The 18139-nt window shown below is 65.7% G+C and carries 18 protein-coding genes; 10 read left to right on the top strand and 8 right to left on the bottom strand.

The window, feature by feature from the left end; all coding sequences use genetic code 11:
- Nucleotides 1–125 precede the first annotated feature (125 nt).
- A complete protein-coding gene (glnA, locus tag H9532_RS06260; RefSeq protein WP_296366546.1) occupies nucleotides 126–1544 on the bottom strand; it encodes a type I glutamate--ammonia ligase in 1419 nt (472 codons plus the stop codon).
- Between the two features lie 230 nt (nucleotides 1545–1774).
- Between glnA and H9532_RS06255 the strand changes: the two genes are divergently transcribed.
- A complete protein-coding gene (locus tag H9532_RS06255; RefSeq protein WP_296366545.1) occupies nucleotides 1775–2305 on the top strand; it encodes an allophycocyanin subunit beta in 531 nt (176 codons plus the stop codon).
- A gap of 71 nt (nucleotides 2306–2376) precedes the next feature.
- Nucleotides 2377–3546 carry an alanine--glyoxylate aminotransferase family protein gene (locus tag H9532_RS06250; RefSeq protein ID WP_296366673.1) on the top strand — a complete coding sequence of 390 codons (1170 nt, stop codon included), beginning with the start codon at nucleotides 2377–2379 and terminating at the stop codon, nucleotides 3544–3546.
- Here the strand turns inward: H9532_RS06250 and H9532_RS06245 are convergent.
- Nucleotides 3476–3961, bottom strand: a complete 486-nt coding sequence (locus H9532_RS06245) for a nucleoside deaminase (RefSeq protein WP_296366671.1) — start codon at nucleotides 3959–3961, stop codon at nucleotides 3476–3478. The two genes, H9532_RS06250 and H9532_RS06245, sit on opposite strands and share 71 nt — an antisense overlap.
- A gap of 88 nt (nucleotides 3962–4049) precedes the next feature.
- On the opposite strand from H9532_RS06245, the gene H9532_RS06240 reads away from it, so the two are divergent.
- Nucleotides 4050–5501, top strand: coding sequence for a pyridoxal-dependent decarboxylase (locus H9532_RS06240; RefSeq protein ID WP_296366543.1), 1452 nt, complete (start codon nucleotides 4050–4052; stop codon nucleotides 5499–5501).
- A 160-nt stretch (nucleotides 5502–5661) separates the two neighbouring features.
- Here the strand turns inward: H9532_RS06240 and H9532_RS06235 are convergent, their stop codons facing one another.
- From H9532_RS06235 to H9532_RS06220, 4 genes are read right to left on the bottom strand one after another with little or no spacing between them, the layout of a single operon-like run.
- Entirely contained in the window at nucleotides 5662–7227 is a 1566-nt protein-coding gene (locus H9532_RS06235; RefSeq protein WP_296366541.1) for a YcjF family protein, read from the bottom strand.
- A 12-nt stretch (nucleotides 7228–7239) separates the two neighbouring features.
- On the bottom strand, nucleotides 7240–9372 hold the full coding sequence (locus H9532_RS06230; protein ID WP_296366539.1) for a transglycosylase domain-containing protein: 2133 nt from the start codon (nucleotides 9370–9372) through the stop codon (nucleotides 7240–7242).
- Nucleotides 9353–9823 (bottom strand): signal peptidase II, encoded by a 471-nt coding sequence (gene lspA, locus H9532_RS06225; protein WP_296366537.1) that lies wholly within the window; start codon nucleotides 9821–9823, stop codon nucleotides 9353–9355. Before lspA ends, H9532_RS06230 begins: the two co-directional genes overlap by 20 nt.
- The gene (locus tag H9532_RS06220) at nucleotides 9820–10392 is read right to left on the bottom strand and encodes a biotin transporter BioY (RefSeq protein ID WP_296366535.1); all 573 of its coding nucleotides are present in this window, start codon (nucleotides 10390–10392) and stop codon (nucleotides 9820–9822) included. Before H9532_RS06220 ends, lspA begins: the two co-directional genes overlap by 4 nt.
- 63 nt (nucleotides 10393–10455) lie before the next feature.
- Between H9532_RS06220 and H9532_RS06215 the strand changes: the two genes are divergently transcribed.
- Nucleotides 10456–10695: a DUF3148 domain-containing protein gene (locus tag H9532_RS06215; RefSeq protein WP_366664528.1), complete on the top strand. Its 240-nt coding sequence runs from the start codon at nucleotides 10456–10458 to the stop codon at nucleotides 10693–10695.
- Here H9532_RS06215 and H9532_RS06210 read toward each other — a convergent pair.
- Together H9532_RS06210 and H9532_RS06205 are read right to left on the bottom strand one after the other, a co-directional pair.
- A complete protein-coding gene (locus H9532_RS06210) occupies nucleotides 10685–11977 on the bottom strand; it encodes a pitrilysin family protein (RefSeq protein ID WP_296366533.1) in 1293 nt (430 codons plus the stop codon). The genes H9532_RS06215 and H9532_RS06210 overlap by 11 nt on opposite strands.
- Nucleotides 11974–13239, bottom strand: a complete 1266-nt coding sequence (locus H9532_RS06205; RefSeq protein WP_296366532.1) for a pitrilysin family protein — start codon at nucleotides 13237–13239, stop codon at nucleotides 11974–11976. The genes H9532_RS06210 and H9532_RS06205 overlap by 4 nt, the downstream gene beginning before the upstream one ends.
- A gap of 69 nt (nucleotides 13240–13308) precedes the next feature.
- On the opposite strand from H9532_RS06205, the gene H9532_RS06200 reads away from it, so the two are divergent.
- From H9532_RS06200 to H9532_RS06175, 6 genes are all read left to right on the top strand, one after another.
- A complete protein-coding gene (locus H9532_RS06200; protein ID WP_296366530.1) occupies nucleotides 13309–14040 on the top strand; it encodes a phycocyanobilin:ferredoxin oxidoreductase in 732 nt (243 codons plus the stop codon).
- The gene (locus H9532_RS06195) at nucleotides 14040–14936 is read left to right on the top strand and encodes an HlyD family efflux transporter periplasmic adaptor subunit (RefSeq protein ID WP_296366529.1); all 897 of its coding nucleotides are present in this window, start codon (nucleotides 14040–14042) and stop codon (nucleotides 14934–14936) included. Before H9532_RS06200 ends, H9532_RS06195 begins: the two co-directional genes overlap by 1 nt.
- Before the next feature lie 44 nt (nucleotides 14937–14980).
- Nucleotides 14981–16150, top strand: coding sequence for an ABC transporter permease DevC (gene devC, locus H9532_RS06190; RefSeq protein WP_296366669.1), 1170 nt, complete (start codon nucleotides 14981–14983; stop codon nucleotides 16148–16150).
- Between the two features lie 5 nt (nucleotides 16151–16155).
- Complete coding sequence (locus tag H9532_RS06185; RefSeq protein ID WP_296366528.1) at nucleotides 16156–16866, top strand: DevA family ABC transporter ATP-binding protein; 711 nt, start codon at nucleotides 16156–16158, stop codon at nucleotides 16864–16866.
- A gap of 47 nt (nucleotides 16867–16913) precedes the next feature.
- Nucleotides 16914–17069: a hypothetical protein gene (locus H9532_RS06180; protein WP_006171625.1), complete on the top strand. Its 156-nt coding sequence runs from the start codon at nucleotides 16914–16916 to the stop codon at nucleotides 17067–17069.
- Between the two features lie 94 nt (nucleotides 17070–17163).
- On the top strand, nucleotides 17164–18096 hold the full coding sequence (locus H9532_RS06175; protein WP_296366502.1) for a glycosyltransferase family A protein: 933 nt from the start codon (nucleotides 17164–17166) through the stop codon (nucleotides 18094–18096).
- The last annotated feature ends 43 nt before the right edge of the window (nucleotides 18097–18139 follow it).

Below are 18139 nucleotides of genomic sequence, written 5' to 3'. Positions count from 1 at the left end.
CGGACTCCTGATTCCACCACAGGCCGACCCCGCACTGTTCAAGAAGGAACCCCCCGCGGTCCCCGGGCCGGCTGAGGCCCAGACCACGGGGGGTGCTCATCAACGTCGACAGCGCGATCCGTGGATCAGGCGTCGTAGTACATGGTGAATTCGTGGGGGTGAGGCCGCTGACGCAGCTGCTGCACCTCCTCGTACTTCAGGGCGATCCAGTTGTCGATGAAGTCTTCGCTGAAGACACCGCCGGCAAGCAGGTATTCGTGGTCGGCCTTGAGGGCTTCCAGAGAACCGTTCAGAGAAGCGGGGACCGTGGAAATCTTGGCCAGCTCTTCAGCCGAGAGTTCGAACAGGTCAACGTCGGTGCCGTCGCCCGGATCGATCTGGTTCTTGATGCCGTCGATGCCGGCCATCAGCATCGCGGCGAAGCCCAGATAGGGGTTGGAGAGGGCATCGCCGGAGCGGAACTCGAGGCGCTTGGCCTTGGGGTTCATGCCGGTGAGCGGGATGCGCACAGCAGCGGAGCGGTTGCCCTGGGAATACACCAGGTTCACCGGAGCCTCGAAGCCCGGCACCAGGCGCTTGTAGCTGTTGGTGGTGGGGTTGGTGAAGGCCAGGAAGCTGGGGGCATGCTTCAGCAGACCACCGATGTACCAGCGGGCGGTTTGTGACAGGTTGGCGTAGGTGCCTTCACCCCAGAACAGGGGCTGGCCGCCCTTCCACAGGCTCTGGTGCACGTGCATGCCGCTGCCGTTATCGGCAAAGATCGGCTTGGGCATGAACGTGGCGGTCTTGCCATATTTCTTGGCAATGTTGCGCACCACGTATTTGTAGATCATCACGTTGTCGGCGGCGCTGATCAGTTCAGCGAACTTGATACCGAGTTCGTGCTGGGCTGTCGCCACCTCGTGGTGTTGCTTCTCAATCGGCACGCCCAGGGCACCCATCGTGAGCAGCATTTCGCTGCGCATGTCCTGCAGGGTGTCGTTGGGGGCGACGGGGAAGTAGCCCTCCTTCAGTTGGATCTTGTTGGCGAGGTTGCCACCTTCTTCCACCCGATCGGTGTTCCAGGGGGCTTCAATCGAATCAACGCTGTAGAAGCTGGAGCCGTTGGAGCTCTTGTAGCGAACGTCGTCGAAGATGAAGAATTCCGGTTCCGGACCGAAGTAGGCGGTGTCAGCCAGACCGGTCGAGCCGAGGTAATCGAGGGCCTTCTGGGCCAGGGCGCGGGGGCAACGGGCGTAGGGCTGGCCGCTGCGGGGCTCCTGGATCGAGCAGATCAGGCTGAGGGTTTTGTGGCTGTAGAAGGGATCGATCCAAGCGGTATTCGGATCCGGCACCATCGCCATATCCGATTCGTTGATCGCTTTCCAACCGCGGATCGAGGAGCCGTCGAAGGCCACACCCTCAGTGAACGCGGCTTCGTCGATCAGGTCCTGGCACACGGTGAGGTGCTGCCACTTGCCATGAAGGTCGACGAACTTGAGATCAATCAGTTCGATGCCCTCGTCCTTGATCTGACGGAGGACGTCCTGGGCGGTTTTGGCCATGACGTGAACGCTTGGAGGCTGAGAGGAAGCCCGCCTGGAACCGGGCTCGCGGGACCGTACGGAGCAGCCTGACCATCTCTGTGTATCAGGTGTAACCAAACCGACGACTGGTGAGGGTGGATTCGCTTGCGTAACCGTTTCTGTCAACTTGATCAGATCCATGCAATGGCAAGGGATCTGGGCGTTTGCAGGTGCTACGTTCCGGCTCAGGTGCGTCGATCCTTCACGCCATGCGCGATGCCATCACCGGTCTGATCGGTCGGTACGACCAGCTGGGCCGCTATTTCGATCGTGATGCGGTCGACCGGATTGCCATCTATTTCTCTCAAGCGCAGCTCCGTCTGAGCGCCGTTGAGCTGATCAACCGTGAAGCCGCCGAGATCGTGCGCGAAGCCAGCCAGCGCCTCTGGCAGTCGGATCCGGAGCTGCTGCTTCCTGGCGGCAACGCTTACACCACCCGTCGTTGGGCCGCCTGCCTGCGCGACATGGACTACTTCCTGCGCTATGCCAGCTACGCCCTGGTGGCTGACGACAGCACGATCCTCAACGAGCGGGTGCTGAACGGACTCGACGACACCTACAAGAGCCTGGGTGTGCCCACCGGCCCCACCGTGCGCAGCATCGCCCTGATGGCGGATGTGGTGTGCGAGCTGCTCCTGGATGCCGGTGTGGCCAGCGCCGATCAGCTCAACGCTGTTGTGCGTGCACCGTTTGAGCACCTCTGCCGCGGTCTGGCTGACAACAACGTTCGCGCCCGCTGATCCGCCACGCCACGACTGCGTAGGCTCCACCCCACAGACCCCTCTAGGCCTTGGCAAGCACCACTCCTTCAGTGTCCGATCGGCATCGTCTGAACCTCGCTCCGATCGCGACACCGGATCGGTTGCTGCTGGGTCCTGGTCCTTCGAACGCTCACCCCACGGTGCTGCAGGCCCTGAGCCGCACGCCCATCGGGCACTTGGACCCCCTCTACGTCGCCCTGATGGGTGAGGTTCAGGAGCTGCTCCGCTACGTGTGGCAGACCGACAATCGCCTCACCCTGCCAATGAGCGGCACGGGCTCGGCAGCCATGGAAGCCACCATCGCCAACATGGTGGAGCCTGGTGACACCGTGCTGGTGGCCGTGAAGGGCTACTTCGGCCTGCGCCTGCAAGACATGGCCGGCCGCTACCGCGCTGACGTGCGCACGATTGAAAAGCCCTGGGGCGAGGCTTTCAGCCTCGACGAGATCGAGGCCGGACTGAAGGAACATCGCCCCAAGATCCTGGCGATGGTGCACGCCGAAACGTCCACCGGTGTGCGCCAGCCGATGGATGGCATCGGTGATCTCTGCCGCCAGTACGACTGCCTGTTGCTGCTCGACACCGTTACCTCCCTGGGTGCGGTTCCCCTCTTCCTCGATGACTGGAAGGTGGATCTGGCCTACAGCTGCAGCCAGAAAGGCCTTAGCTGCCCTCCGGGCCTGGGCCCCTTCACCATGGGACCCCGCGCCGAGGAGAAGCTTGCAGCCCGCAGCGGCAAGGTGCCGAACTGGTATCTCGATGTGAGCCTGCTCAACCAGTACTGGGGAAGCGACCGCGTGTATCACCACACCGCCCCGGTCAACATGAATTTCGGGATGCGTGAGGCCTTGCGCCTGATCGCGGAAGAAGGTCTGGAGAACGTTTGGGAGCGTCACCGCCGCAACGCAGAGCGGTTGTGGTCGGGTCTGGAAGCGCTCGGCTTGGAGTGCCATGTACCGGCGGAACTCCGCCTACCCACCCTCACCACCGTGCGCATCCCCGAGGGTGTGGATGGCAAGGCCTTCACGCTCCACCTGCTCAACAAGCACGGCATTGAAGTGGGCGGTGGCCTTGGGGCACTCGCCGGGAAGGTCTGGCGCATCGGCCTGATGGGCTACAACAGCCGCGAAGAGAACGTGGATCTGCTGCTCAACCTGCTGGAGCAGGAGCTTCCCGCATTCCGCAGCGCTGCTCCCGTCGCTGCTGCCGCCGCCGCCTGAACCAGCGTTCGAGCTGAGTCGCACAGCCCTCTGCCTCCACGCCACCCACTACGTTCATGTGGTGGTGAGCGCTGGGGCTGGTGCTCAGATCGAGCACGCCGCCCAATCCACCCCGTTTGGGGTCATGGGCGCCAAACACCACCTGGCCAACCCGCGCTTGCACCAGGGCTCCTGCACACATGGGGCAGGGCTCCAGTGTGACGAGCAGGGTGCAGTCGTTGAAGCGCCAATCGCCACGCAGGCGAGCCGCTTGCTGTAGCGCCACCAGCTCGGCATGGCCGAGGGGTTGTTGGTCTTGCTGCCGCCGGTTACTGCCCCAGCCCACGGCCCTTCCCTTCCCATCCACGATCACGGCGGCCACGGGAATCTCGCCCTGCTGGCCCACCAGCTCAGCGCGCCTCAACAGCCTCTGCATCCAGAGGATTTGCTCCGCCGGCCCCAGAACATCCGCCCACGCTCTGTGCACAATGCCAGCGCCTGATCCCATCCCGCCATTGGTGAGAATGGGCGAACCCTGTGGCGCCCCCTTGGCTCCAGCCCCTCAGCACGAGCCAGCGGCCGCGCCTTCCTTGCCGCTCTTTCCAGATCCTGAACGGCTGGATGCGGATCTTCTGGCGTTTCTGAAGCAGGCCAGCGATCAGCTCTGCCGCTGGTGGGGGGATTCCAGCCAGCGCTCGCCCCTGCCCCTGCTGAGCGTGTTGCCCGAGGTGGCACCGGCAGCGGATGGTTTGGATCCACTCGCCCTGCTCGACGATCTCCAGCTGGTGATGGATGGGGCGTTCAACCCGGTGCATCCGGGTTCAATGGCCCATCTGGACCCGCCCCCACTCACCGCATCGGTTGCAGCGGATCTGATCTGCGCGGGCCTGAACAACAACCTGCTGGCGGAAGAGCTCTCGCCGAGCCTCTCGCGGCTCGAGCGCATCCTGTGTGCCTGGATGGCTGAACGCCTGGGCCTTGGCGCGCAAGCCGGTGGTGTGGCCGCCAGCGGCGGCAGCCTCAGCAACCTGATGGCGTTGGTGGTGGCGCGCCAGCAGCGGCAGTTGCTTGGCGCACAGGAGGCGCTGGTGTTCTGCAGCGCGGATGCCCATGTCTCGATCGCCAAGGCGCTGGCGGTGATGGGACTGCCGCCATCGGCCCTGCGGCCAGTGGCGGTGGATGGTGGTGGTTGCCTTCAGGTGGATCAGCTGGCCGCGCAGCTCGATGCGGCCTCAGCGGCTGGCCAGCCAGTGCTGGCCGTGGTGGCCACCGCCGGCACCACCGTGCGCGGTGCGATTGATCCGCTGGGGCCGATTGCGGCCCTCTGCCGCGCGCGCCAGATCTGGCTGCATGTGGATGGGGCCATCGGGGCTGTGTTTGGGCTCAGTTCCCAGCACGCCGCCCTGGTGCAGGGTCTCGGACGGGCCGATTCACTCACGGTGAATCCCCAGAAGCTACTGGGCATCACCAAAACGTCCTCGCTGCTGCTGCTGCGCCAGCCCGATGCGCTGGCCTCCTGCTTTGCCACCGGCCTGCCCTACATGGAGCCCAGCTGGGCAGAGGCCCACGGTGGTGAGTGCGGTTTGCAGGGCACCCGCCCCGCTGAGGTGCTCAAGCTCTGGCTGGGGTTGCGGCAGCTGGGGCTGAACGGCATCGACCAGGTGCTCAGCGGAGCGATCGAACGTCGTCAGCAGCTCCAGACCCTGCTGGAGCCGTTGCCCTTGGAGCTTCGCAGCGGCCCGCTGCACCTGTTGGCCTTCACCCCCCGGCACCTCAGTGCTCCGGAGGCGGAGAACTGGTCGCAGCAGACACGCCATCGCCTGCTCGAACGCCAATTGATGCTGTCGAGGCCGCTGTATCAGGGTCGACATCACCTCAAGGCTGTGCTGGGCAATCCCCACACCGGCGTCGCCCAGCTCGAAGCTGTGGCCGATGTCGTGGCGGCTTCCCTGCCTGCACCGCAATCCCTTCGCTGATTCCACCGCATGACTGCACCCCAGACCCGCGGCCGCTGGGTGGCCATCGTGACGGGTGCCATCTCGATCCTGATTGCAGTGGCTTATTTGGTGTTGATCACCGTGCTGGATTCCCGGGGCCCTCTGCTGCCACCACCACCGGAGGCCATGGGCCTCGGCGCTAGCGCTTCCCCTCTGGCCTCGGTGGCAGCTGCTCCTGCTTCTGCTGACGCTGCAACGGCTCCACCACTCGGCTGAAGGCCGCGCTGAGGAAGGCCTTGAGCGCTGAATCGCGGCGGTTGAGGTCGTACTGGCGCTGCACCACCTCCTGCATGCCGCCATCACCCCAATCCTGATCCTGCTGGAAGTAGGTGATGAAGCTGCGCCCGGCCACCCGCGTGAGCCAGCCAGCACCCACGGCCTGCACGGCGCGGCTCAGCACCAAGGCTGGCAGGTTCAGGCTGAGCGCGGCGCTGATCAGCCCCATCCCCCCTTTGATCACACCCAGGCTCGCGAGGGTGCGCCCCACCGACACCGCCAACTCCTGGGCGGAGCTGCGGCTGAGGCTCACCCCATGGATGCGCCCGATTTCCATCACCATCTGGGCATTCACCGCCGCCGCCCCCAGCAGATCGATTCCGGGTAGGGGCGTGGCGGCGATCACTCCGGCGCTGATCCAGCTGTAGCGATCCACCACCGCCTCGGCATCCTGCTGGCGTTGGTCGTTGAGCAGCCGCCGCCCCGTTTCGCTCAGCCGGCGGCTCTGCATGAGGATGTTGTCGGCGATCAGTTCTTCGCCATCGCTGTGCAGCACCTGGGCGATCCGGCGCAGCAGCGCATCGAGTTCAGGCTCGGGCTGCAGCGGCCTGCCGCCCGGCATCGGCACCGATTGCGGTGCCGCGCTGGCGGCGATCACATCCTCCGGGGCGATGCGCCCCTGGCAACGGCGACGCAGTAGGGCCAGGAGGCGCCGCTCCTCGTCGCTGCCGCGCAGGTCGCATTTGTTGAGCACCAGCAAGAGCCGCTTGCCCAGCTGCGCCAGCGCCACGAACACCTCCTGCTCGGCGGCGCGCAAATCTCCATCCACCACCAGCAGCAGCAGATCGGCCTCCGCTGCTTGTTTGCGGGCCAGCTGTTCACGGCGCTGGCCTGCATCGCCGGCTTCAAGGATGCCGGGGGTATCCACCAGGCGAATGCCGCGGTTGAGGTTCTGCAGGCGCAGCCGATAACTCACGCAGGCATCGGTTGACCCCATCGCGGCACCCACCCGTCCCACTACATCCTTCAACAACGCTCGGATCAACGAGGTTTTGCCGGCGGAGCCGGTGCCAAATACCACCAACACCAGGTCGCCGCGCTCCAGCTCGGCGGCCACCCGTTCGCGTTCCTGCTGCAAGGCCTCCCGTTGCACGGCATCACGGATCCGCTCCAGCAGTTGATCCACAGCCTGCAGCTGCTGTTGCGCAGCCTCCTGGCGGTTGTGCGGAGCCGCGGCGGGGGAGGGTGTTCCGGCGCTGCTCCCATGGCGCTTGCGGCGCCAGCCCTCCAGCCAAGGCCATGCCACCCGGGCGATCAGCAAGGCACCACTGCCAAACAGCAGCAGAGTGAAGGGACCCACCAGCCAGGCCGGCAGCAGGTAGCTCAACTGCCAGATCAGGTTGTTGATCGCTTGCAGCACAGCGGTGAACACCACCAGCACCAGCAGGCCGCCACCGAGCCAGAGCCAGAGCCGTGCAGGAGCTTTCACAGGTGCCGGGCCTCAGCGCAGGGTGATACCGCGATCGAGGCTGCCTCGACCGGCTGAGCGGATGATCTCGCCCCAGAGCTCTGCCGCCAAGGCGCTACTGGATCCGGTGGGGGTGTTGTCGTCATTACCGAGCCACACACCCATCACCCAGTGGCGGCTGGGTTCAGCCCCGATGAACAGCAAATCCCGGCCGTTGTTGGTGGTGCCGGTTTTGCCCCATTCGTCGCCGCCGAGCCGTGCGGCGCGACCTGTTCCGGAACGCACCACGGCCCGCAGCATCGCCTGCATCTGGCGGGCCTGGGCTTCGCTGAGCACGCGCCGTCCCGGACCTGTCCCCTGGCCCTGCGGCTGGCTGACGCGACTGCGCTGCTGTTCGGCATCGGTGAGCTGGCGAATCGTGCTGGGCGGATGCCAGATGCCCTGGTTCGCCACCGCGGCATAGGCGCCTGTGAGTTCCACCAGGCGTACCTCCGCCTGCCCGAGAGCCAGGCCGGGCACGGCCTCCAGGGGTGTGGTGATGCCGAGCTTGCGGGCGGTTTCGATCACCCGATCCAGGCCTACGCGCCTGGCCAGGCGTAGGGCGGCTGTGTTGCTGGAGCTGGCCATGGCCTGCTCCAGGCTCAGGCTGCCGCCGCAGTTGCTGCGAAAAACTTGCCCGCCCCATTCCAGTGGCCCACAGCTCACCCGATCGCTGGGTTGAAGGCCGAGCTCCAGTGCTGCGAGATAGGGAAAGAGCTTGAAGGTGCTGCCCGGTTGGCGCAGGGCCATGCTGGCCCGGTTGTATTGGCTCTGGCTGTAGTCGCGGCCGCCGGCGATGGCGAGGATGCCGCCGTTGCGGCTGTCGATGACCACCACCGCACCCTGCTGGGGCCCCAGCTTGGAGCGCAGCAAGGTGCTGAGGCGCCGCTCCACCACCTGCTGCAGCAGTGGGTCGAGGTAGGTGCTCACCAGGAAATTCCCTTCCGCTGCGACATCCGCCCCCAGCAGCGCCTCCAGATCGCGCTTCACCTGGTCGGTATAGAAGGGCAGCGGTTGAGCGGCCTGTTGCAGGCCCGCGCCGCAGGCCTGGGGTGCCAGCTGCAGGGGTTGCCGCCTGGCACGTCTGGCCCGCTGCTGGCTGAGCCGCCCTGCTTCCACCATCTTCAGCAGCACCCGATTGCGGGAACCGAGTGCCGCTTCCGGTTGGGTGCAGGGATCGAAGCCGTTTGGCGACGGCAACAAGCCCACCAGCAGCGCCGCCTGCTCGAGGGTTAGCGCACTGGCCGGGCTGGCGAAGTAGTCCCGGGCGGCGTCTTCAAAGCCCCAACCCACTCCCAGATACACCCGGTTCAGATAACTGAGCAGCAGATCCCGCTTGCTGTTGCCGGCCTCCAGCTGCAGCGCCACCAAGAGCTCGCGCCACTTGCGGCCGAAGGTGTCACCGCGACCCACCGTTTCCGGATGCACGCTCCGTGCCAGCTGCTGGGTGAGGGTGCTTCCCCCCTCAAGAACACGCCCACCGCTGAGATTGGTGAGCAGGGCCCGGGCCGTACCAATCGGATCGATGCCTGGATGCCACCAGAAGCGGTTGTCCTCGCTGGCCAGCAGGGCGCTGATCAGCTCCGCTGGATACCGGCTGAGATCGTTCTGCTCGCGGTGCTGAATCGACTCGGCAGAGATCAACGGCCGATCGGCTCCATCGAACAGCAGCAGCGGCCCGCGGCTGGCTCCCAGGCCCGCTCCCACCGGAACCTGCAGCCGGCCGACGCTCATCAGGGCGAGCCCTCCGGCGGCCAGCAGCGCGGCAGAGGCGCTTCCCCACTGCCGCAGCAGCCGCCAGGGCCGTTGCGCCGGTTGATGAAACACCAGTTCGGCTGCTCCTTCCGCGCCGCTTGGTCCCAGGCGGATGCAATCGCCATCGCAGAGCAGCAGCTGCTGGATCCGCCGCCCACGCCACCACAGCCCGTTGGTGGACTTCAAATCTGTGAGCAGCCAGTGGCCGGCCACCCACTCGAGCAAGGCGTGCTGCTGGCTGACGCCGGCAGCCTGGATGGAGAGTTCGGCAGCTGGATCGCGGCCGATGCGGTAGGTGCCGGGCTGGAGCTGTTGGCGCTGTTCGCCCTGGCCAAGGGTGGTCCAGCTCAGTTCAGCGGGCCGGGCGGTCATGACGCCCATCCTGGCGGCGCAGCAGATCGATCAGGAGGCAGACCACCGCCAGATTGATCGCGGTGTCAGCCAGGTTGAACACCGGAAACTGCACCGGCACGAACTCGAGAAAATCCACCACGCTGCCGAGCCGCCAGCGATCAAGCCCGTTGCCAATCGCTCCACCCAACAGCAGCCCAAGCCCAAGGCTCTGCCAACGGCTGAGGGTCCCGCTGCTCTGAATCCAGAGCACCAGGCCCACGGCCACCGCGGCGCTGACGAGTCCGAGGCCAAAGGCATTGCCCTCCAGCATGCTGAAGGCCGCGCCGGTGTTGAACACCAACCGCTGCTGCAGCAGACCTGGCAGCAAGGGTTGAACGCCTCGCCCGCTGAGCTGCTGCAGCGCAACGAGTTTGCTCAGTTGATCACTCAGCACCACCGCCAGTGCGGTGAAATACACCGGGCGGATCATGACTCCAGTAGCAGCACACGCCGCAAGCCCAGGGCGAGCACGGCCACGGCGCAACACAACAGCAGCTGCGGCACGAGCGGGCCAAAGCTGTAGCTGATCAGCAGTTGGGGCAGGGCGCCGTTCCAACGCCCCACCAGGCCACCCAACAACAAATTGGCAAGGCCGCAGAGCTGCAGCACCAACAGCCCGAGCATGGCGGCGCCGGCGAGGCTCAGCAGGTTGTCCATGCCGTTTTGGCGGGCCAAACGGCCCGTGAGCCAGGCCGCCGGCAGGAAACCGGCGAGATAGCCGAAGCCAGGGTCGAGCAGGTAGTTCACGCCGCCACCGGCCTGAAACACAGGCAGTTGAAACAGTCCAAGGCTGATGTAGGCCACGCCCGCCAACATGGCGGAGCGGGCACCACACACCAGGGCGGTGAGCAGCAGCGCCGGCACCTGCAGGGTGATTGGCAGCGGGATCAGGCTGAACCCCGTGGGCCCAAGCCCGGGAAGGGCCGCCTGCACCAAGCCGCCACACACAATCAGCAAGAGGCCGGCGAGGGCACCGCTCCAGTTGGTGAGGGCTCGCACGGAGGGCCAGTCGCTCGCCCCATCCTGCAGGAGAGTGGAAGCCTTGCAAGCGATTGTGTCGCCATGACCGACCCCGCATCGCCGGCCATGCCCTTCGCCATTGGCAGCCGCGTGCGCCTGCGCGAGCTGCCCTCCTATCTCAAGAGCGCAGATCCGATGCCGATGCTGCGCCCGCCCGATCTGGTGGATGCCCAGGAGGAGGGCGAGGTGGTGGGCTTACGAGCCCTGGAGCAGCTGGCTGTGCGCTTCCGCCGCGGCACCTTTTTGCTGGAGGCCCGGCAGCTCGAGGCCATCAGCTCCTGACGCCACCACTGAGGCTGTGGGACTGCCACACCGCCTCGGCCTGCTGCAGCGCTGCCGAGGGGCCGCACAGGCTCAGGCTCGGCTGGGCGAGTAGCTCCCGTGCTGCCTCCAGCAGCTGCTGAGGGGAGAGCTCAGCGGCCTCGTTCAGGCTGCGGTCGGCGAAATCAAAGGGCAGCCCATGGCCCAACACCAGGGCATGGCGATCGGCGATCTGGCTGCTGTTCTGCCGGCCGAGGGCTTCCTGGCCGCGGAACTTGGCCAGGGCGAGCTCCAGATCGGCGGCGCTGATCGCTTGATCCAGCAGTCGTTGCCATTCGGCCAGCAGCTCGCGGGTGGCTTCCGCTGCCCGATCACTACTGGTGGAGAGATGGAACACAAAGGGGGCATCTCCAAGCCGGGCCGGGTAGTGAACGCCCACGTCGTAGGCGAGGCCATGTTCCTCACGCAGCGCCACGAACAGCCGGCTCGACATGCCCACCCCCAGGTGGCAGTGCAGCAGCCGCAGTGCCAGGGCGTGGGGGGCCCCAAGGGGCGTGGTGCTGGCGCCCAGCATCAGCACCAGTTGTTCGGTGTCGTCGTTGCTGCAGGCCAGCCTTGGCTGTTTCAGGCCCGTTGGGCCAGCCTTGCGCTCCGGCTCGCTGCAGGGCCATGCCTCGCCGTTCAGGCCTGAGAGCAGCCACGCTTCGGCTTCGGCAGGCAGCTCACCCGCCAGCACGAGCACCGCGCCTGAGCGGCCATAGCTGCGCGCCAGCAGCTCCAGCTCCGGCCGGCCGATCGCTTTGAGGTCGGCTTCAACGCCCAGGGCATCGTGGCCATATGGTCCATCGCCGTAAAGCAGGCCGCGCAGCTGGTCGTGGGCCAGTTGAAACGGGTCTTCCTTCTGCCGCTGCAGCGTTTGCAGATTGAGCTGACGCTCCAGATCGATCTGGTCGTCCACCAGCCACGGCCGCCGCACCATCAGCAACAGCAGCGGCAGCAGGGCTTCGGCATCGCTGCTGGCGCACTTGAGGCTGATCAAGGTGCCGTCTTCCGCCGCTTCACAGCGCAAGCCGGCGCCGCAACCCTCCACCAGATCGGCAAGGGCATCACCGCTGAGATCACCGCAGCCGCGGCTCAACACCCCGGCCAGCAGCTGGGCAGCACCGCGCTGGCCGCTTCGATCGCCGCTGCTTCCCCCCCGCATCCACAACTTGGCCGAGAGGATGCCGGCCCCGGGCCGATCGATCAGCCAGAGCGGGCATCCGCCCGGCAGCAGCCGTTGCTGCACAGCGCGCTCCTTCATGCCGGCACCGCCTGCAGGCAAAAGGCCTGATCGGGATGCAGCAAGGGAATCACGTCGCGGCTCAGCCGCTCGCTGCTCCAACCCTCGAGCCATTCCAGCGGGCGCTGCAGGTTGTGCTGTCTGCCCCACAACTGGCTATTGCCCACCATCGCGGCCACCGAGCCGGCCACCTCCAGGCTGAAGCGGTAGCCATTGCCCACCAACCGTTTGGCCCGATCCAGCTCCGCCTGCTTGGGCGCGTGCTCGATCAACTCCAGCAACACCTGGCGCACCTGCTGCTCCACCGCAGGCAGTTGCTCGGGATCGCACACCGCCTCCAGCAGCACCAGGCAGCCCGACTCGAGCACGTTGAGGTCGAGATCGATGCTTTCCACCAGGCGCAGGCGCTCCCGCAACTGTTCCACCAGCCGGCTGCGCCGACCCTCTGCCAGCAAGGTGGTGAGCAGATCGCCGCCCATCACGCTGTCTTGATCGGCGGCACCCGGCAGCTGCCAGGCCATCAGCAGCCGCGCCGCCTCCAGCCGCGCCAGTTCGATCCGATCGCGGCCGGGTTGCAACGTCAAGTTGGGGACTGGCGCCAGCGGCTCCGAGGGTTGGAGCGCAGCCAGGGGGGATTGGTTTAGGCGCGTCTCCAGCTCGAGGCCTGCGAGGGGCCCGGCCACAGACAGGCAGCAGCGATCGGCCCGGTAGTGCCGCCGATGGAAGGCGGCCATCGCTTCGGGGGTATGGGCCTCCAGGGCCTCCCGCCTCCCCAGGATCGGCAGCCCATAGGCATGGGTGCCGCAGGCCTGGCGCAACAACTCCTGGAATGCCACCTCCTCAGGTTGGTCTTCGCTCTGGGCCAGCTCTTCGAGCACCACCTGGCGCTCCATCGCAAAGTCGCCGCCATCGAGGCGTGGTTGCAGCACCAGATCCAGCAGCAGATCCAGCGCCTCAGGTGCTGCCTGGGGCGGGATCAGCACGTGATAGTGCACATCATCGAAACCGGTGGCGGCATTGCTGTTGCCCCCCAGGGCCTCCACCTTGAGGTCGAACTCACCAGCCTCAAGCTTCTCGCTTCCTTTGAACACCATGTGCTCGAGGAAGTGCGCCAACCCGGATTCAGCCTCGCCTTCACAGGCGCTACCGGCCCGGCACCAGAGATCAAGGCACACCACCGGCGCCTCGGGCAGCTCGATCTGCACCAGGCTCACGCCGTTTTCGAGTTGGTGGCGCCGCGGGTCCGGCAGGGGCGGGGTCGAGGGACCAGGCGACGCGGGCAACGGATCGAGTGCTGTGTCTGAAGGTTCATTCTGCTGTCAGGATCGGCAGCCTGTTTCCCAGGAACCCCAATGAGTTCAGCCGCCTTGGGAATTCATCCGCTGGTGGATGCACTGGCTGATCAGATCCGCCAAAGCTGGGATCACCTGCCAGGTCTGCAGCCGTTGGCTGTGGATCCAGAGCTCGAGGCGATCAGTGGCAGCCTCGATGGCGAGGCGCTGTTCATTCGCAATGAGCTGCGCCAGTGCCAGGGCCTGCGCAAGCTCCACCTTGAGACGGCTCGCCTGGGAGCCGGTTTGCAGATCCTGCACTGCGTGTATTTCCCCGACCCCCGTTACGACCTGCCGGTGTTCGGTGCCGACATCGTGGCGGGCCGGGGTGTGGTCTCTGCTGCGATCGTGGATCTCTCGCCCGTGACCGGTGCACTGCCCGAAGCCGTGGCCCAGGGGCTTTCCGCCTTGCCAGAGCGCAGCTTCAGCCAGGAGCGAGAGCTGCCGGAGTGGGGCTCAATTTTTTCTCCCTATGTGCGCTTCGTTCGCCCAGCCACTGGGGAGGAAGAGCAGCAGTTCATCAGTGTCGTGGGCGACTTTCTGCAGGTGCTCAGCACGGCATGCCGGGCGGCTCAGCCGCAGCCGATCGACCACCCGGATACCGTGAAACGGCACGAAGGGCAGCTCTCCTATTGCCGGCAGCAGAAGCGCAACGACAAGACCAGGCGGGTGCTGGAGAAGGCCTTCAATCCAGTCTGGGCGGACCGCTACATCGAGGAGCTCCTCTTCGACGATCCTCTGCCCCTGGTCTGATGCGTCGTCCCTGGCTGATTGCCGGCAGCGCTTTGCTGGTTGTGGTGCTGGCTGTGGCTGTGTCCCGCCGGTCGACTCCGAAAGTGCCGGCTCCTGTCCCGGCTACAGCTACGGCGCCGCGGCTTGAAGCCGTGTCGGCACTCGGCACCCTCCAGCCCGCCGGCGATGTGCGCCGCTTGGCAGCTCCCACCAGTGCCATGGGGGGAAGTCCGCGCCTGCTCAGCCTGGCTGTGGAAGAGGGCCAGCGCGTAAAGCAGGGCCAACTGCTGGCCACGTTTGATAGCCGCCCGAAACTGGTGGCAGATCTGGCTGCGCTGCAAGCACGAATCACCAGCCTGCAGGTGCAGATCCGTATGCAGACCCGTGAGGTGGAGCGCTACCAGAGCGCCGCCACCTCAGGCGCGGCGGCCATGGTGCTTCTCGAGGAGAAAAAAGATGAGCTGGTGAAGCTCCAGGGCCAACTGCGGGAGGCTGTGGCCCAGCGCCAGGGCCTGCAGGTGGATTTGGCGGATAGCGAGCTGCGCGCTCCACTGGCGGGCACGGTGCTGAAGATTCACAGCCGCCCCGGTGAGCGCCCCGCCAACGACGGTGTGCTCGAGCTGGGTGCCGGCGATCAGATGGAAGCGGTGGCCGAGGTGTACGAAAGCGATATCAACCGCGTGAAGCTGGGTCAAGTTGTGTCGCTGGTGAGTGAAAACGGTGGTTTCAGCGGCAGCCTCCAGGCACGCGTGATCCGCATTTCGCCCCAGGTGCGTCAGCGGGCCGTGCTCTCCACCGATCCCACCGGCGACGCTGATGCGCGTGTGGTGGAAGTGCGATTGGCCTTGGATCCATCTGATGCGGGCAAGGTTCACGATCTGGCCGGTTTGAAGGTGATCGCCCGCTTCGCCCCGTGAGCCTCGAGCCTGTGCGCGCTCAGCCCCTCACGGTTCAACGCTGGCTGGCTGGCCTCTGGCAGCGCCGCGGCATCCCCCTGTCGTTGCTCCTGCTCACCCGGCAGCCCGTGCGGCTGGCGGTGGCACTGGCAGGCATCAGCTTCGCGGGAATCCTGATGTTCATGCAGCTGGGTTTTCGCGACGGCCTGTTTGATGCCAGCGTCACCATTCATCGGCTGTTTGATGCCGATCTGGTGCTGATCAGTCCGCGCTCCACCAGCTCGGTGAGCATGGCGGGCTTTCCCAAGCGGCGCCTGGTGCAGGCGATGGCCGCGCCGGAGGTGGAAGGGATCACCCCGGTGCATTGGAACCTGCTGCTCTGGCGTAACCCAGAAACCCGCGGCACCCGCTCGATCCTCACCCTCGGCTTTGAGCCCAACGACCCCCTGTTCACCGATCCCAGCCTGGCGCCGAAAGCCCGTTTGCTTACCCAGAAGGGCCGTGTTCTGTTTGATGAGCAATCACGCCCGGAGTTTGGCCCGGTGGCCTCCTGGTTCAAGGCCGGTCGCACCGTGGAGAGTGAGATCGCTGGCAAGCGGGTGCGCGTGGCTGGTCTGGTGGGCTTGGGCACGTCGTTCGGCGCCGACGGCAACCTGCTCACCAGCTCTGAAACCTTCCTCGAGCTGCTGCCCAATACGCCCCCAGGCAGCATTGAAGTGGGGCTGATCCGGCTGAAGCCAGGCAGTGATCCGGCCGCGGTGGCCAAGCGGCTTCAGACGCAGTTGCCCAGCGATGTGACCGTGCTCACCAAGCAGGGCTTCATTGACTTCGAGCAGAACTACTGGCGCACCAGCACGTCCATTGGCTTCATCTTCACCTTGGGGGCCGCTATGGGCTTTGTGGTCGGCTGCGTGATCGTGTACCAGGTGCTCTATTCCGATGTGAGTGATCACTTGCCGGAATACGCCACCTTGATGGCCATGGGATACAACCTGATCAGCCTGTTGGGTGTGGTGGCCCGTGAGGGGCTGCTGCTTGCGGCCTTTGGATACCTGCCGGCCTACGCCGCGGGTCAGGGGCTGTATCTGTTGGTGCGCAGTGCCACGCAACTGCCTGTGTTTATGGACACCACCCGCGCGGTGACCGTGTTCACCATGATCCTGGTGATGTGCATGGCCTCCGCTGGTTTGGCCATGCGGCGCTTGGCGGATGCCGATCCCGCGGAGATCTTCTGAGCACCATGGCTGCTGCCGCTGCGATCGATGTTCAAGACCTCTGCCACTGGTATGGCAGCGGCAGCATGCGCCGTCAGGTGCTGCAGGGTGTGAACCTGCGGGTGGCGGCCGGTGAGGTGGTTCTGCTCACAGGTCCTTCCGGTTGCGGCAAAACCACCCTGCTCACCCTCGTGGGTGCCCTGCGGCAGGTGCAGCAGGGATCCGTGCGGGTGCTGGGCCAGGACCTGCAGGGGGCCGGTCGCCGCGAACGCCAGCAACTGCGGCGCTCGATCGGGATGATTTTTCAAGGCCACAACTTGTTGCGTTGCCTGACGGCTGAGCAGAACGTGCAGATGGGATCGGATCTACTGCCGGGATTGAGCTACCGCGTCCGGCGTGATCAGGCCCGCGAATGGCTGCGTGCCGTAGGCCTCGGTGATCAACTCAACAAATTGCCCCATGATCTCTCGGGCGGCCAGAAGCAACGTGTGGCCATCGCCCGTGCTTTGGCCGCACGGCCGCGCCTGTTGCTGGCGGATGAGCCCACGGCGGCGCTGGATTCCAAAACCGGCCGCGAAGTGGTGGAACTGCTGCAGCGCCTCGCCCGCGAACAGGGATGTGCCGTGCTGATGGTCACCCACGATCCCCGCATTCTCGATATCGCCGATCGCTTGGTGCGCATGGAGGATGGTCAGCTCAGCGAGGCTGAACCGATGGGCTTGGTCACCAGCGGTTGAACCCCATTCAGTAGTGTGGTGTTTACCCCAAAGTTCCAGCCGTCTCGATGGCCAAACGCCGCAACCTCAAGAAAGAAAAGCAGGAGCGCAACCGCGCCTACGCCCGCAAGTTCAAGAAGCGCAAGCTCCGCAACGACGGCCGTGGTGAAGGTGCAGGCAACGGCGTGACCGGAACAGCCAACAACGGTGGCGCTGCCGACTGATCGGCTCACACGAAAGCGTCAGCTGGGGATCCTGCGGGGTCCCCTTTTTTGTCACTGCTCTAGCTCCCATCCGGGCTGATCCCTCTGCCGCGCCATGTTCCTCAGCGTCGTCATCCCCACCTACAACCGGCTGCCGATCCTGGAGAAGTGTCTGCGGGCGCTGGAGCAGCAGCAGTTGGAGGCACCGATCAGCGCCTATGAGGTGGTGGTGGTCGACGACGGCTCCACCGACGACACGGTGCATTGGCTGCTCCGCCATGGCAGTCAGTTTCCGCACGTGCGCTTGGTGCAGCAGGACCATGGCGGGCCGGCCGAAGGTCGCAACCGTGGTGTGGATCACGCCCGCGGGGATGTGATCGTGTTCATCGACAGTGACCTGGTGGTCACTGACAGCTTTTTGCTCAGCCATGCGCGCCGGTTGGAGCAGACCTGGCAGCAGCGCGGCGATCGGCTCTGCTTCACCTATGGCGCGGTGATCAACACCGCCAATTTCGACGATCCCACCAGCGAGCCCCACAAGCTCAGCGATCTCTCCTGGGCCTATTTCGCCACCGGCAATGTGGCCATTGATCGCGAGGTGCTGGAGCGCAGCGGTCTGTTTGATACCCGCTTCCGCCTCTATGGCTGGGAGGATCTCGAGCTTGGTGAACGGCTGCGGCGCATGGGGGTGGTGCTGGTGCGCTGCCCGGAAGCGGTGGGATACCACTGGCATCCGCCCTTGAGCCTTGAGCAGGTGCCCCGCCTCATCGCTGTGGAGGGTGAGCGGGCGAAAATGGGCCTGGTGTTCTACCGGAAGCACCCCACCCGGCGGGTGCGCTTCATCATTCAATTCACCGTGCTCCACCGGCTGCTCTGGGAGTTGCTCACCCTCGGTGGCCTGCTGAATGAGCGCAGCTTGCGGCCGCTTCTGGCCTGGTTGATTCGCCGCGGCCAGCCGGCTCTGGCGATGGAGCTGCTGCGGCTCCCGCTCAACCGCATCGGTGTGCGGGCGCTTTACCGCGAGGCGCGGGCCGAGGGGCTCGCCTGAGCGGAGTTCAGCACTGCCATTTGGTAAGGTCACTGGGTTCATT

This window comes from Vulcanococcus sp. Clear-D1 (assembly GCF_014654725.1).
Taxonomy (GTDB): domain Bacteria; phylum Cyanobacteriota; class Cyanobacteriia; order PCC-6307; family Cyanobiaceae; genus Vulcanococcus.
Note: the sequence above shows the minus strand (reverse complement) of the source record. Positions and strands in the feature narration are given on the sequence as shown.

Coding starts and splice junctions, on each gene's coding strand:
- H9532_RS06245 (WP_296366671.1), bottom strand. CDS start 3,961: ATGCAGAGGCTGTTGAGGCGCGCTGAGCTGGTGGGCCAGCAGGGCGAG.
- glnA (WP_296366546.1), bottom strand. CDS start 1,544: ATGGCCAAAACCGCCCAGGACGTCCTCCGTCAGATCAAGGACGAGGGC.
- H9532_RS06240 (WP_296366543.1), top strand. CDS start 4,050: ATGGGCGAACCCTGTGGCGCCCCCTTGGCTCCAGCCCCTCAGCACGAG.
- H9532_RS06180 (WP_006171625.1), top strand. CDS start 16,914: ATGGCCAAACGCCGCAACCTCAAGAAAGAAAAGCAGGAGCGCAACCGC.
- H9532_RS06185 (WP_296366528.1), top strand. CDS start 16,156: ATGGCTGCTGCCGCTGCGATCGATGTTCAAGACCTCTGCCACTGGTAT.
- H9532_RS06215 (WP_366664528.1), top strand. CDS start 10,456: ATGACCGACCCCGCATCGCCGGCCATGCCCTTCGCCATTGGCAGCCGC.
- H9532_RS06230 (WP_296366539.1), bottom strand. CDS start 9,372: ATGACCGCCCGGCCCGCTGAACTGAGCTGGACCACCCTTGGCCAGGGC.
- H9532_RS06210 (WP_296366533.1), bottom strand. CDS start 11,977: ATGAAGGAGCGCGCTGTGCAGCAACGGCTGCTGCCGGGCGGATGCCCG.
- H9532_RS06200 (WP_296366530.1), top strand. CDS start 13,309: ATGAGTTCAGCCGCCTTGGGAATTCATCCGCTGGTGGATGCACTGGCT.
- H9532_RS06195 (WP_296366529.1), top strand. CDS start 14,040: ATGCGTCGTCCCTGGCTGATTGCCGGCAGCGCTTTGCTGGTTGTGGTG.
- H9532_RS06175 (WP_296366502.1), top strand. CDS start 17,164: ATGTTCCTCAGCGTCGTCATCCCCACCTACAACCGGCTGCCGATCCTG.
- H9532_RS06255 (WP_296366545.1), top strand. CDS start 1,775: ATGCGCGATGCCATCACCGGTCTGATCGGTCGGTACGACCAGCTGGGC.
- lspA (WP_296366537.1), bottom strand. CDS start 9,823: ATGATCCGCCCGGTGTATTTCACCGCACTGGCGGTGGTGCTGAGTGAT.